Here is a 15,064-nt window from a genome sequence, read left to right as displayed (position 1 = left end):
TTTGTTTTTTACATAATATAATGTAAATCAGTAAGGAGTATCATATCACAATGCTGCAGATTAAGATCGTGGCGGTAGGAAAGATCCGGGAAAGATTCCTTATGGAAGGGATTAAGGAATATGCTAAGCGTTTAAGTGCTTATATCCGCCTGGAGATGACGGAGATTGCCGATGAACCTTGTCCGGAGCGTCTTTCCGCCGCTGATGAAGAGCGGGTCAAAGATAGAGAAGGTGAACGGCTTCTGAAAGGGATCGGCCCTCAGGAGCATGTTATTCTCCTTGATTTGCAGGGAAAAGAATTCACTTCGCCGGACTTCTCTGAATATATGGATGAACTTGCCTTAATGGGAAAAAGCAGCGTAACTTTTATCATCGGCGGTTCCTTGGGGGTCTCTGGGGAAGTAAGGAAAAGAGCGGATTACCGCTGGTCTTTTTCCCGTCTGACTTTCCCCCACCCTCTGATGAGGCTGATGCTGCTGGAGCAGATCTATCGGGCCATGCGCATCAGCAAGGGGGAGCCTTATCATAAATAGAGAGGAGAATAGAGGAACTTATCCAAACTGAAATTTCCAAACGTTTGGAAATTTGAAAAACAGGACCTGTCCCCTTGATTCCCCCCGAAATTCCCAAGCGCTTGGGAATTTACCAGCGCAAAGAACCCTGGTCACTCCAAGGAGCGGCCAGGGTTTCTTTTTAGTGCTTTATTATTTTGTATAATTATCAAAATAGCCTTTGATATAGACAATAGGTGTCCCTTTATCGCCGCTGCCGGAGGTTAAATCCGATAAGGAACCGATGAGATCCGTCAGCCTGCGGGGAGTGGTCCCTTGAGCTTCCATGGACCCGACCAGATCCTCACATTTATTTTGAATATACTCTGAGATAGCCAGTTTCTGGTCCTCTCCGCAAAGATGGGAGAAATTATTGTCGGCCAGGTATTTTAATTTCACTTCGTTGGGCGTGCCGTCAAGCCCGGCAGTATAAGCGGGGGAAACCACCGGATCGGCCAGCTCCCAGATCTTCCCGACGGGATCTTTAAAGGCTCCGTCACCGTAAACCATGACCTCCACTGTTTTACCCGTTTGTGCTTTGATTTCCGCCTGAATGCCGTCAACGATAGGCTGACAGTTATTCGGGAATAGCTTGACCCGCTCTTCGGTTGCTTTATTGGACCCCAGGAGGCCGTACTTTTCGTTACAGCCGCTGCCATTGATGGATTCGGTCAAAATCTCATCGAGGCCATAGACTTTCTCAGCACCGCTGTTTTTCAGGATGCGTTTGGTCCGGAAGCGGGAGTGAATATCACAGGTTAAGACCTGGTCGGTGTAATTTAAAATAGTCTTGGGATGATTGGAAAAGATGATTTGGCAGGTTGCCCCTTCTGACTCAATCAAGTTTCGGTAGTATTCGATGTAGTCAATACCGGTGAAGGGATGCTTGATATAACCGAAATGCCGGCGGAATTCAGCTTCAGTCAGGACATCGGTCCAGGGATTGATGCCTTTTTCATCCAGTTTATCAAGGTCCACAAGGTGGTTGCCCACTTCATCTGAGGGATAGTTCAGCATTAAGACAACCTGTTTTATCCCTTTGGCGATTCCCCGTAAACAGACGGCAAACCGGTTGCGGCTGAGGATGGGAAAAATAACTCCTACCGTCTCCGCGTCGAATTTAGCCTTAATATCCGTGGCAATATGGTCAATGGTAGCATAGTTTCCCTGAGCACGGGCCACAATGGATTCTGTGATCGTGACAATATCACGATCCTCGATCAAAAAGCCTTCAACTTTTGCTGCATTGAGGACAGTATCCACAACGATCTGTTGAATATTACACCCTTGGTTAATGATCGGCCCGCGAAGTCCGCATACTGTAGTTCCAACGACTCTTTCCAATGCGCTCTCTCCTCTGATCAGAGTATAGTCTGCCTAAAGCAAGTAGAAATTTTCAATCAATTCTACTATACTCTTGAATAAGGGTATAAGTAAAATTAATATTCATAATATCTGATACAAGGAGAGCTAATATGATTGGCAAATTAGATTTATATCGCATCTTCAATGCAGTAAGCAGGAATAAAAGCTTTTCCAAAGCAGCCCAGGAACTCTATATGACCCAGTCGGCTGTCAGTCAAGCCATTGCCAAGCTGGAGAGTGAATTGGAAGTACAGCTTTTTTATCGGACCTCAAGGGGCGTCCTCTTGACCAATGAGGGAAATCTTTTAAATGAGCATGTGAACTCCGCCCTGGGCATGATCCATGCGGCAGAAGATAAAATCCTTGAATTTAAAGAATTAAAAGCCGGACAATTGCGGATCGGGGTTGGCGATACCATCACCCGTTACTTTTTGCTGCCTTACCTGGAGGAATTCCACAGTGCCTACCATAGCATCAAGCTCAATATACTCAATGGCACGACAACAGAGATCCAAGACTTTATCAAGTCCGGAAAAGCAGATGTAGGAATCTGCAATTTGCCGATTCAGGATGAAAGCCTGTACGTCATCCCCTGCAGAGAGATTCACGACATCTTTGTCGGCGGGGAAAAATATAAAGACATGACGGTAAAACCCATTCCCTTCAAGCAGCTTATGGAACTACCGCTGATCTTTTTGGAGGAGAAATCAAATTCCCGAAACTATGTGGAGAGTTTCCTGAAAAAGGAGGGCTTTCCCCTTTCCCCCGTATTTGAGCTGGGGTCCTATGATCTGATGCTGGAGTTTGCCAAAATAAACTTGGGAATTGCCTGTGTCATTAAAGAGTTTTCCGAAGACTATCTGGCTAATGGCAGCTTGTATGAGCTGAAGCTGGAAGAAGACATTCCGAAAAGAAGTATCGGCTTATGTTATCTAAAAAGTGTCCCATTGACACCTGCAGCTAAGAAATTTGTCGAGAGTATCATTTTACCCTCATGAGAAACATTTAACATGCTTCGGCGGGAAAAGTAAAATACATTGTAGATATGCCCCCCATAAGTGCAGCTTTCGTCATCGACATAAATAAGCTGAGATAAACAAAGTTATCTCAGCATTAAAAACCAGGCCTTGCCTTACTAGGACCTGACTTCTGCTTTCCGGGAACAGGTGGCCCTGATGACTCTGATAAATTCCTTTTCAATCATGCAAAGATGATGGCGATCCGACCAAATTAAGACTACGGATACATCCAAACGGGCATCACTGAGCGGGATTTTTTTTATTTTACTGGTTTTCATATACTCATCAGCCATAAACTTAGGGACAAAAGCAATAGCCTCTCCCTGTGTCAGGATCTTTTCCATCATCTCTAAATTATCGACCCGATACGAGACGTTGAAAGAGCCGTGTTTTTGCAGCAGACTTGATACACCACATTCAGTAATGTACTCGGTGTTGTACAGAAGAATGGGCAAGGATAAGGCTCTTTTCAGTGTTATAGTCGATTCAGAAGCCAATTTACGATTGCTCCCTGTAATCACGACAAATTCATCGGCAAAGAGTTCGATAGATTGCATATCCTTTGATTTGCGAAAGGCATCGGTACTTAAAATTATACCAAAATCCGCCTTCCCCTTTTCAATGTCCTGCAAGATATTATTGGATTCTCCCACTTTAAGCAAAACATTGACTTTCGGATGATTGTACTTGAAAGTAGTCAGTATATCTGGCATGATCGTAATGTTGACGCCAGGATCGGCGGCAATAGATATATTGCCATTGAGCACAAGGGAGTTACCGTGGGCAATGGCTTTAATATCGTCAATTCCGCTTAGCACTTCCTTAGCCTTGACGATAATGAGCTCCCCCACGTCCGTTAAATAAGCGCCAGAATTTGTCCTTTTTAACAGAACTACACCAAGTTCATCTTCGAGCTTACTGATAGCAGAACTAAGAGCAGGCTGCGAAATGTGGGAACGTTCCGCGGCAAGGGAAATGGACTTAGATTCGTTGACTGCAACTAAATACATTAATTGTTCTAGACGCATTTTAATTACCTTCTTCTAGTATTTACCTTTTATAGGGTATTTTTACTTTGAATAAACCCGCGGACTGAGCCTGACTAAATTATACGAATTTGAGATTAAAATAACAATACTCAATAAGCAGTATTAGCAAAAATTATAATTGTTTAATGTGTTGGTTATAGGGGGCATAATCATTAAGTATTTTACAGGAAAAAAAGGATTGCTTATAATGTGGGCAAGTAAAAGATATCACAAGAACAATCAAAGATCCAATTATTTGACCAAGGAGGGATAAAAAATCAGTAGGTATCAGGGGCTTCCTCATTGTGGGAAATTTCTGAGTTGGGGGAATTATGGAAAATTATGAGCAGGCAGATGCTCTTAACAAACTTCCTGAGCTCTTCCCTGGTGAACGATAACACGTTCACTATTAAATAAATGTGAGGACACCTTGCCGAAGATTCAGCAGATAGTTGGAGACGAAGCAAAATTTATAAAAGGAGTATGAAATCTATGAAGAGAGCGGCACTAACCGATAAACTATTGGTGCTAGGGGTCGACGGTATGGACCCAAGAATTAGTCGCAAATACTTGGCTGAAGGGAAAATGCCTAATTTAGAAAAATTTATTGCCAAGGGATCAGCCAGAAAGGATTTACAGCTTCTGGGAGCTATTCCAACCATTACACCACCTTGTTGGACGACTCTTGCTACAGGCGCTTATCCGGGAACTCACGGCATCACCTGTTATTGGAGACAATCGCCGGAAAGCCTGGACGCGGTGGTTTACAATATGGACTCCCGCAATTGCACTGCAGAACAAATCTGGAATATTACTTCTGAAGCCGGCCTGAAGACTCTGGTCTGGCATTGGCCGGGGAGCTCCTGGCCCCCAACCTCCCACAGTGAAAATTTAAGTGTGGTCGATGGTACCCAGCCCGGTTCTGTCAACATGGGTGTTGCCCAGCTTGACTGGGAAAAAGTCATTGTAGCCTCACCGGAGATTAAAGAAGTCCGCTATGCACCAAGAGTAGATAAGCCGGCAGGGGTAGGCTGCATTATTACGGATTTGGAAGATACTTTGGATGATGAAGTCGATGATGAAATGATGGAACTTTGGTGGGGTGATACTGCCCGCCAAGGCGGTGAAATCCGTACCTATGTCATGGATGATGAAGATACCGAAGTGGTGATCGGCAGTAAAGTAGCCTATGATATTGTCAACTCTCCTCTCAAGGAGGCGACAGGCTGGAGCAATGCCCCGGAAGGAGCTAAAGAATTCACGATTCTGACCTCCGGCGGTATCGTAAGACGCCCTGCTTTGATTCTCAAGAATGAAAACGGAGAATACGATCGAGTAGCTGTTTACAAGAACAAAAAAGCGGAACAGCCCATCGTTATTTTAGAGAAAGACAAAATGGTAACAGGCATTATTGATGATGTGACCAAAAAAGAAGTCACTAAACCTGCCTGCCGTTCCATGAAGATCTTAGAACTTGATCCGGCGGGTAATAACGTGAGAGTCTGGATCAGCAATGCTCTTGATATCAGCAATGATCAATTATGGCATACCAAAGACCTTTATCAGGATATTGTGAACAATGTCGGTCATGTCCCGCCGGTCAGCCTGATTGGCGGAGAAGATGCTGAATTGGTTCGGGAAATCTTTGAACCTTCCTGGGCAATCTACGATAAGTGGCAGGCAGATTGTCTCAATCATTGCATTAAAGAAAAAGGGTATGAAGTCGTATTCTCCCATCTTCATAATATCGATTGTGCCGGTCACCAGTTATGGCATCTGGGCAAGACCCTGCCGCCATGGGATCACACAGATGAAGTAGTTTACCAAGGGTTCATCGAAAAGTTCTATACCCAAACCGACGATTATTTCGGGGAATTCCTTCATCTGCTGGACGAGGGCTGGACAGTGCTGATCGTCAGTGATCATGGTCTGATTGTTGGGGAAAACGTACCTCCCATTCTGGGAGAATACGGCGGCCTTAACACCAAGGTCATGGAAGATCTGGGTTACACCGTCATGAAAAAAGATGAAAACGGCAACTCCCTCAGAGAAGTGGATTGGGAAAAAACCAGGGCTGTCCAGATCCGCAGCAACTACATTTATATCAATCTTAAGGGCCGGGATAAATACGGGATTGTGGATCCGAAAGATAAGTATGATTTAGAGGAGCAGCTCATCTCCGATTTGTATAACTACCGGGATGAGAGAACCGGCAAGCGTGTGGTCGGCATCTGCCTGAGAAATAAGGATGCTGTGCTGATCGGCACCAATGGCCCGGAGTGCGGTGATATTTTCTTCTCCATCGAAGAAGGATACAACCGATTGCATGGAGATAGCATCTCCACTTCCGAAGGATATTTCGAAACATCTGTTTCCCCCATTTTCGTGGCGGCCGGCAGTGGTATTAAATCAGGATTTACCACAGAGCGGGTCATCCGCCAAGTTGATGTAGCACCTTCAGTTTCCGTACTGCTCGGATTGCGGTTCCCTGCCCAATGCGAAGGGGCCCCAATTTATCAGATTTTCTCCGAAGATATTTAGATTGAATTGACCAGGGGCTGTTGCAATGTTAAAAGAACCTGTCGCCGTACACTTTTCTCTTAACGTTTTACAACAGCCCCCTATTTTTGCTATAAGTTATGTGTGAAAGATAGCAAATTTCTGTTTAATCTTTAAAAAGGAGGTAAGCATAGCGATACTAAAGCGGATAACCCAGGGCTCTTAGCGGGCATCGGCATAGGATTGTTTTTCACGGACCTGAAATACCAATAAGGTAATAACCAAGGATTTTGCTTTCATAACACATACTATAGATAGACACGTGGAATTTATCAGCTGACTTATCTTCTTAAACCCGGTTCTCAGATTAAATCACAAGAAAGGGTGAAAAACTTGTTACAAGAGAAGCTGGAGAAAATACCCAAATCCAAGAGTGTAGATGCTCGTATTAATCCTGTTGTTTTCTGGGGCAGCGCTATCTTATGTGTGGCGCTATATGCCCCGATGATGATTTTTGGCACAGAACTACAGCCCTTTGTTGCAGCCGCATTGAAAGCGATCACCTATAGAATGGACTGGTTATGGTTATTATTTGCTTTGGGTTGCGTCATATTTTCACTGTGGTTGGCTTTTGGCAGATATGGCAATGTCAAATTGGGTGGACCCGATGATAAACCTCAATTCTCAAACTTCAGCTGGATATCGATGATGTTCACAGGCGGTGTGGGAGCAGGGCTGGTTTATTGGACCATGGCTGAGCCTATCTTTTATCTTAAGTGGCCTCCTTACTGGGGTGAGGCATTTTCAGCGCAAGCTGCCCAATTCTCTCTTGCTTATGGAATATTTCACTGGGGTATTTCAGCCTGGGCTATCTTTGTCCCGGGAGCCATCGCCTTCGCTTACATGATTTATGTAAGGAAAAAGCCCTATTTTTACCCAAGCTATGCTTGCCGGGGAATATTGGGAGACCGGGTTGACGGCTGGCTGGGCAGAGTTATCGATATCTTTGTTATTATCGGTCTGGTAGGCGGATTAGGAACCACCTTAGGAACGGTTGTCCCCATGATATCAGCGGTAACCGCCAATATGCTGGGTGTCGAGGATTCTATGACGGTAAAAGTTGGGGTCACCCTGGTGATTTCGGCGGTATTTGGCTATAGTGCTTACTCAGGGTTAAATAGCGGCATTAAGAAATTATCGGAATTAAACAGTTGGCTCTGTATGGGATTACTGGCTTTTGTGATGCTTGTAGGCCCCACGCTGTTTATGTTATCCATGTATGTTGACAGCATAGGGGTTTGGGCGACTAACTTTTTACGGATGAGTTTGTATACAGATCCAATTACCAAATCAGGCTTTCCTCAGGACTGGACAGTATTTTATTGGGCCTGGTGGGCTGCATGGGCCATGTACTTCGGATTATTCGTGGCCAGAATCTCCAGGGGGAGAACGATCAGAAATGTTGTTGTCAATATGATGATCGTAACCACCATCGGCTGTTCACTGTTCTTCTTGGTATTTGGTGGCTATGCAGTCGATCTTCAGCTTAATCAAGGAGTGGCCCTTGATCAGACTTTGGCTGAGTTCGGTGGCGGGGCAATGATCACCCAAGTTCTAAATACCTTGCCCTTAACGGCCATAGTGATTCCCTATTTCTTATTTGTAATGCTTATTTTCCAGGCTACGACCATCGATTCCAATGCCTATATTATTTCCATGATCGCGTGCAAAGAGGTTAAGAATGATCAGGAATCCCCCCGCTGGACCAGACTTTTCTGGTGTTCAGCCTTGGCTGTGATCGGAGTGGCGATCATGACGGTGGGCGGATTACCGGTAGTGCAGCTCTCCTCTGTTGCCACCAGCGTACCTACTATAATTATTATCGTTATCTTAGGGATGTCCTTATGCAAGTGGCTTAAGGAGGATTTCGGCAAAGAAAAAGAAGTCCAGGTTATCGATTATCCGGAAGAAGACTAATCATAATTAATTCCTGCAACTTAACTAAGCGGCTATCAGGGCTTTCGTTTCTGATAGCCGCTTTTTTCACTCTCCGCCGGTGCTACACCTCCGATTATATCCCGTATAAGTGTTTAGTATATTACAGTTATCCCGGTAGGCACTATAATAAAAGTAACATGTGCAATCCTACACAACTTAATATTGAACAAAATTCGGGCAAATAAGCTGAAAAGTACCAACGGGTTTAACATTATAAAAAGAGGAGCAATTTATGGAGTACTTTGGCGAAGAAGCATTAGGACTTATTGAAACCCGGGGAATGGTACCGGCCATTGAAGCAGCGGATGTCATGTGCAAAACTGCAGATGTAGTGCTTGTTTCCTATGAAAATATCGGCTCAGGACTTGTTACCGTGATGGTGAAGGGCGATGTGGCCGCAGTGAGATCGGCGGTAGAAAAAGGTGCAGCGGCCGCCGCAGCAATTGGAGAACTGACGGCTGCTCATGTTATGCCGCGTCCTGTCAGCCGGGTGGGCAAGATTGTTTCACGGCATGATATCGATGCTTAACACTGAAGGTTTTGGAGGAATACCCCGTGGAGAGAAATGATGCATTAGGGTTTATAGAGACCTATGGTCTGGTTTCGGTGCTGGAAGCTGCGGATGCTATGTGCAAGGCTGCAGAAGTGGAATTGGTGGGTTATGAGAATGTGGCCTCAGGTCTGATCTCCGTGGTTGTCCGCGGCGATGTGGGGGCAGTGAGAACGGCGGTAGAGGCCGGCATCGCCGCAGCCAGCAAGGTGGGCCAAATTTATAGCACCAATGTGATTGCCAGACCCCATCCCGATGTGGAGAAAATTGTGGCCAAACACCTTATTGACTGGTAAACAGTGCAGTTTTGCTGGTGCTATTCAATCCTCAAGTGGAAAGGGGGATAAAGAATGAATCGAATGGACAATGATTTGCTTGCAATTCAAGAAGCACGGATTCTGATCGAAAACGCCCGTGAAGCGCAGAAAGCTTTGGCCACCTTTTCCCAGGAAAAGCTGGACCGGATTGTGGAGCGTATGGCTGGGGAAGTGGTGAAATACGCCCGGGAGCTGGCTATGATGTCCCACGAAGAAACGGGATTCGGAAAATGGCAGGACAAATATATCAAAAATATTTTTGCCAGTGATTTTCTCTGTAAGAAAATCAGGAAGATGAAAGTTGTCGGCATTATTGCCGAAGATAAAGAGAATCAGACCCTGGATGTGGGTGTACCCGTGGGAGTCATTGTCGCTTTGCTTCCTTCCACCAACCCTGTATCCACCGCCATCTATAAAACCTTAATTGCTATCAAATCAGGCAATGCCATTGTTTTTTCACCTCATCCCAAAGCGAAAAAGACCACCAGAAGAGTGCTGGAGATACTGGTGCGGACCGCTGAAGCCAGCGGACTGCCTTGCGGGGCCATTGGCTATCAGAGAACCCAGGCCCTTGAAGGGACACTGGGACTGATGAATCATAAGGATACAGCCCTGATCATCGTTACAGGAGTGCCCAAGCTGGTCAAAGCAGCTTATGCCGCCGGAAAACCGACTATTTATGGCGGACCTGGGAACGGCCCGGCCTTTATAGAGCGTTCAGCCGACATAAAACAGGCGGTAGCAGACATTATTACCAGCAGAACCTTTGATCACGGCATCGTGTCGGCCTCAGAACAATCCGTTGTAGCTGAGGAATGCATTGCCGACGAAGTAAGACAGGAACTCAGGGGGAATGGCGGCTACTTTCTGTCCGAAGAGGAAGCGGAGCAACTCGGCAAGCTCTTTCTGCGCCCTGACGGCAGCGTCAATCCGGACATCGTCGGTAAATCGGCTGTGGAGCTGGCCAGGAAAATCGGTATCACCGTTTCGGAAAATACCAAGGTTCTCATTTCTGAACAAAAATTTGTCTCACCAACTAACCCTTATGCTAAAGAAAAACTCTGTCCGGTATTGGCTTTTTATGTGGAGAAGGATTGGTTCAACGCCTGTGAAAAGTGTATCGAACTGCTCCTCAACGATGGCCGGGGGCATACCCTCGTCATTCATTCACGGAATGAGCAGGTAATCAGGGAATTCGCCCTGAAAAAACCCGTATCGAGAGTACTTGTGAATACCCCCGCCACTTTGGGAGGAATCGGAGGGACAACCAATCTCTTCCCGGCCTTGACCCTTGGCTGCGGTGCAGTGGGCGGCGGATTCACTTCAGATAATGTCTCACCGCTGAATTTGATTAACATCCGCAAGGTGGGCTATGGGGTAAGGAAATTGGAGGATATAACCTGTGGTGTGCAGGCTGAATCGGTAGGATCATCAGAATCAGCAGGATTAACGAGGCTAACGGGGCTGAACGGAAGTCTTTGCCCCGGCCCCGGTTACCCTAAGGAAAGAACCCAGGACCTCAACGAGCTGTTGGAAACATTGTTGGAACAGCTTTTACCTTATAGAAATGCTTAAAAGTCAATGAATAAAAGGGAGCCAATAACTAAAGGGAGGGCAAAGGATGGATAGCAAAGAATTTTCGGCAAAATTTGCCGATGTAACTAAGAACTTATCCCCAGAAGAAACAGCTATTGTTATGAAACTATTTCAGGAGATCTCCAAAGAACTGGCGGCAAATTCCCCATCCCCGGCGTACCAGGAGAGGAAGTCCCCCGTGTACGAAGGGGAAATCACCGGCCTTACACCGCGTTTAAACAATCTGCGCACAGTCTATTTGCAAGCCAAACCCAGTGTCAGCATCGATCGGGCCAGAGCATTCACAGAAGTAACCAGGGAAAATCCCGGTTTACCAAAGATTCTGCTCCGGGCCAAGTGTTTCAGGAGAGCCTGTGAGACAGCCCCCCTCCTTATTCAAAAAGACGAGCTTATTGTGGGGCATCCTTGCGGAAAACCGCGGGCCGGTGCTTTTTCACCGGATATTGCCTGGAGATGGGTAAGGGATGAATTGGATACCATGGCCACCCGGCCCCAGGATCCCTTCCAAATCAGTGAAGAAGATAAGCGCATCCTCCGGGAAGAAATCTTCCCTTTCTGGGAAGGGAAAAGCGTGGATGAGATTTGTCAGAAACAATACGAAGATGCCGGGATCTGGTCCTTTTCCGGGGAGTCCTTTGTCAGTGATCTTTCCTACCATCAGATCAACGGCGGCGGTGATACTGCTCCCGGATATGATGTGATCCTGATTAAAAAAGGGATCAAAGGAGTACGACAAGAAGCAGAGGACAGATTGAGCAGGTTGTCCATGGAAAACCCGGAGGATATCGACAAGATTTACTTCTATAAAGCGGAGATTGAGGCTTGCGACGGTATTCTGGCTTATGCTCGGCGGCTTTCCGATTATGCCCGGGAATCAGCCGACCGGGAAGTGGATTCTGTACGGAAGCAAGAATTGCACAAGATCGCTGATGTTTTGACCTGGGTTCCCGCTAATCCGCCCCGTACTTTCCATGAGGCTCTCCAATCGATTTGGACCCTGGAATCGCTGTTTGTCGTTGAAGAGAACCAGACAGGCATTTCTCTGGGACGTTTGGATCAATATATCTACCCCATGTTCAAGGCCGATATGGATGCCGGCCGGCTCAACAAGCTGGAAGCCTTCGAATTGATGAGTTGTTTCCTGATCAAATGCTCGGAAGTGATGTGGCTGTCCAGCGAACAGGGCGCCAAATATTTCGCCGGTTATCAACCCTTCATCAACTGTACTGTAGGGGGGCAGAAGCGAACCGGAGGGGATGCTACCAACGAGCTGACCTATCTGATCATGGATGCCGTTCGTTTTACCAAGATGTATCAGCCCTCCCTGGCCTGCCGGATTCATAATCAATCCCCCCAAAGGTATCTGAAAAAGATTGTGGAAGTGGTGAAAGCCGGATTGGGATTCCCCGCCTGCCACTTTGATGACAGTCATATCAAAATGATGCTGGCCAAAGGCTTCAGCATCGAAGATTCCCGGGATTATTGCCTGATGGGCTGTGTGGAACCTCAGAAATCCGGCGGTATCTATCAGTGGACTTCCACCGGCTATACTCAATGGCCTATCGCCATCGAATTTGTTCTGAACCGCGGGGTCATGAAATGGCGGGGCACGATGGAAGGTCTTGACACCGGCGATCTCGATAACTTCAAGACTTATGAAGAATTTGATGCCGCCTGCAAGCAACAAATAGAGAACATTATTCGCTTATCAGCCATTGGTACCATCATCAGTCAGCGTGTTCATAAAGAGCTTGTTCCCAAACCCCTGATGTCCCTGCTGGTGGAAGGCTGTATGGAAAAGGGGACGGATGTGACAAGCGGTGGAGCCCGGATCAATTTTGGTCCCGGATTGATCTTCTCCGGCCTGGGAACCTATGCAGACTCCATGGCGGCCATCAAAAAGCTGGTCTTTGAAGAAAAGAAGTACACTCTGAAACAAATCAGGGATGCTCTCAATGCCAATTTTGAAGGCTATGAAGCATTGCGGACCGATTGTCTGAATGCGCCGAAATACGGAAATGATGATGATTATGCCGATTTAATTGCTTCAGATCTGATCATTTGGACCGAACGGGTGCACAATTCCTTTAAAATGCTCTTCTCACATTTCACCCATGGCACCCTTTCCATCTCCAACAACACTCCCATCGGTGAAATCACGGGCGCTACCCCCAACGGCCGACTGGCCTGGACACCGCTGTCCGACGGAATCAGTCCCACCCAGGGTGCGGATAAGTTTGGACCCACCGCCATCATCAAATCCGTCAGTAAGCTGAGCGTCGAGTCCATGAATATCGGCATGGTTCATAATTTTAAACTATTGCGCGGTATTCTGGAAACCCCGGAAGGGGAAAACGGCCTGATCACCTTGCTCAGAACAGCCTCCATCCTCGGCAATGGCCAGATGCAATTCAGCTATGTGGATAATGAAGTCCTGAAACGGGCTCAAATCGAACCGGATAAATATCGGGATCTCATCATTCGGGTGGCTGGATACAGCGCCTACTTCGTGGAATTGTGCAAAGAGGTTCAGGATGAAATCATCAGCCGGACCGTTCTGGAACATTTTTAAAAAGTAGTTTCTTTAATCAGGTAGCATTTTTAAATAGGTAGGCTCTTTAAGATAGCTTCTATAAAATGGAGACATTATGAATACTGAAATTTGCAGCATTTTAGAACGGCAGGCGAGGATCTTCAATGTTCAGAAGTATTCTCTCTATGACGGACCGGGCATAAGAACACTGATTTTCTTCAAAGGCTGCCCCCTGAGATGCAAATGGTGTTCCAACCCTGAGGGACTTGAGCGAAAATATCAGGTCATGTATATGGAGGACTCATGTATTCATTGCGGCAATTGCATTCCCGTTTGTCCTGTCAACATCCATTCTTTTGCCAACCGTGACGGCGAGACGGTACCCACTCACTATGAACCGCCGAAGCATACCATCAACCGGAATATTGATTGTGTGGGCTGCCGCAAGTGTGAAACAATCTGTCCGAAAAAAGCACTCTCCATCGCCGGTAAGGATCTGAAAATCTCCGAGGTGCTGGAAATCATCCAGCAGGATGCACTCTTCTACCTGAGCTCAGGCGGAGGAGTCACCCTTGGGGGAGGGGAAGTAACGGCCCAGCCTGAATTTGCCACCAATCTGCTCATGGAATGCCAACGGATGGGAATCAATACCGCCATCGAAACCTGTGGGTATGCCAAGCTGGATACTTTGCTCATGATCGCTCAGTTCACCGATTTGTTTCTGTATGATCTTAAGCATATCGACCCGGAGCGGCATTACGAACTGACAGGGGTAAGGAATGAACGGATCCTGGATAATCTGACTGAGTTGATCCACCGGGGATTCAATATCAAAATCAGAATGCCCCTGATCAGAGGCATGAATGACAGCCAGGACACCATCCGCCGCACCATGGAGTTCCTTCAACCGTTCAGCAGCTGCAAGAACTTTCAGGGAATCGACCTGCTGCCCTACCATAAGTTAGGGATTAACAAATATAAGCAGTTGGATATGAATTACACCATTACTGAGGATTTGAGCTTTAAGGCCGAAGAGCTGGATGAGATCGCCCGCATTATTGGGGGGTATGACCTGCGGGCGGCGGTGATCAGGCATTAGTCGGGGCGGACTTCGCAGGTCATGCCGGAGGGGAACGGCGGGGTGAAAAGACGGTTCGGGTCGCGTAGCTTTACGCACAACGCGTACTCCATAGCTCCGGGGCTGGTTCACTCGCTTTCTTAACAGCTCCCGCCAAACCTCAGGGTAATACCTGATGTGAACCGTGGCTCCGCTCCGTTAAGAAAGCCTCGTTCACCTGACCGCCCCTCCGCTAAATCCATCCGCTTTTGTACGTAAAGCTACGTCTTGCGGGTCTCCTTCTCAGCACTGCTTCTAGGTCTTTTGCGGAACTTAACGGGGGTCATCTTTAGAGCCTTTCTCAGCAGCCGGTCAGGGATAGCCGGCCAAACCAGCCAGCCTGAGCAGCCAACTAAGGTAACCAACTTGAACAGCCGGCCATGCCGCAAGCGGCCCGGCCAAGACGGAAAAAGTAACCCAAGTAAGGAATCCCACCCTGCAACGCCCCGCTCGCTCACTCCCGAAAAACGGCCCAAGGATTTTGATTTACA

General features: G+C 46.9%; 11 protein-coding genes. 9 read left to right on the top strand and 2 right to left on the bottom strand.

Annotation, left to right across the window (positions count from 1 at the left end; all coding sequences use genetic code 11):
* Positions 1–50 precede the first annotated feature (50 nt).
* Complete coding sequence (gene rlmH, locus DHAF_RS24480) at positions 51–533, top strand: 23S rRNA (pseudouridine(1915)-N(3))-methyltransferase RlmH (protein ID WP_015945532.1); 483 nt, start codon at positions 51–53, stop codon at positions 531–533.
* A 171-nt stretch (positions 534–704) separates the two neighbouring features.
* Here the strand turns inward: rlmH and DHAF_RS24475 are convergent, their stop codons facing one another.
* Positions 705–1,895 carry a coenzyme F420-0:L-glutamate ligase gene (locus DHAF_RS24475; RefSeq protein WP_015945531.1) on the bottom strand — a complete coding sequence of 397 codons (1,191 nt, stop codon included), beginning with the start codon at positions 1,893–1,895 and terminating at the stop codon, positions 705–707.
* A gap of 131 nt (positions 1,896–2,026) precedes the next feature.
* Here DHAF_RS24475 and DHAF_RS24470 point away from each other — a divergent pair, with 131 nt between their 5' ends.
* Positions 2,027–2,914 (top strand): LysR family transcriptional regulator, encoded by an 888-nt coding sequence (locus DHAF_RS24470; RefSeq protein WP_015945530.1) that lies wholly within the window; start codon positions 2,027–2,029, stop codon positions 2,912–2,914.
* A gap of 137 nt (positions 2,915–3,051) precedes the next feature.
* Here the strand turns inward: DHAF_RS24470 and DHAF_RS24465 are convergent, their stop codons facing one another.
* Positions 3,052–3,963: a LysR family transcriptional regulator gene (locus tag DHAF_RS24465; RefSeq protein ID WP_005815230.1), complete on the bottom strand. Its 912-nt coding sequence runs from the start codon at positions 3,961–3,963 to the stop codon at positions 3,052–3,054.
* A gap of 492 nt (positions 3,964–4,455) precedes the next feature.
* Between DHAF_RS24465 and DHAF_RS24460 the strand changes: the two genes are divergently transcribed.
* The 7 genes from DHAF_RS24460 (at position 4,456) to cutD (ending at position 14,555) form a co-directional block, all read left to right on the top strand.
* Complete coding sequence (locus tag DHAF_RS24460; protein ID WP_015945529.1) at positions 4,456–6,504, top strand: alkaline phosphatase family protein; 2,049 nt, start codon at positions 4,456–4,458, stop codon at positions 6,502–6,504.
* Between the two features lie 351 nt (positions 6,505–6,855).
* Complete coding sequence (locus DHAF_RS24455) at positions 6,856–8,439, top strand: BCCT family transporter (protein WP_011462305.1); 1,584 nt, start codon at positions 6,856–6,858, stop codon at positions 8,437–8,439.
* A gap of 253 nt (positions 8,440–8,692) precedes the next feature.
* Positions 8,693–8,989: a BMC domain-containing protein gene (locus DHAF_RS24450; RefSeq protein ID WP_005815246.1), complete on the top strand. Its 297-nt coding sequence runs from the start codon at positions 8,693–8,695 to the stop codon at positions 8,987–8,989.
* A gap of 26 nt (positions 8,990–9,015) precedes the next feature.
* Complete coding sequence (locus DHAF_RS24445) at positions 9,016–9,306, top strand: BMC domain-containing protein (protein WP_011462304.1); 291 nt, start codon at positions 9,016–9,018, stop codon at positions 9,304–9,306.
* A 54-nt stretch (positions 9,307–9,360) separates the two neighbouring features.
* Positions 9,361–10,902, top strand: coding sequence for an acetaldehyde dehydrogenase (acetylating) (locus tag DHAF_RS24440; RefSeq protein WP_011462303.1), 1,542 nt, complete (start codon positions 9,361–9,363; stop codon positions 10,900–10,902).
* A gap of 46 nt (positions 10,903–10,948) precedes the next feature.
* Positions 10,949–13,495, top strand: coding sequence for a choline trimethylamine-lyase (gene cutC / locus DHAF_RS24435; protein ID WP_015945528.1), 2,547 nt, complete (start codon positions 10,949–10,951; stop codon positions 13,493–13,495).
* Positions 13,496–13,571: 76 nt separating this feature from the next.
* Positions 13,572–14,555, top strand: a complete 984-nt coding sequence (gene cutD, locus DHAF_RS24430) for a choline TMA-lyase-activating enzyme (RefSeq protein WP_015945527.1) — start codon at positions 13,572–13,574, stop codon at positions 14,553–14,555.
* The last annotated feature ends 509 nt before the right edge of the window (positions 14,556–15,064 follow it).

It is taken from the genome of Desulfitobacterium hafniense DCB-2, assembly GCF_000021925.1.
GTDB lineage: Bacteria > Bacillota > Desulfitobacteriia > Desulfitobacteriales > Desulfitobacteriaceae > Desulfitobacterium > Desulfitobacterium hafniense.
Note: the sequence above shows the minus strand (reverse complement) of the source record. Positions and strands in the feature narration are given on the sequence as shown.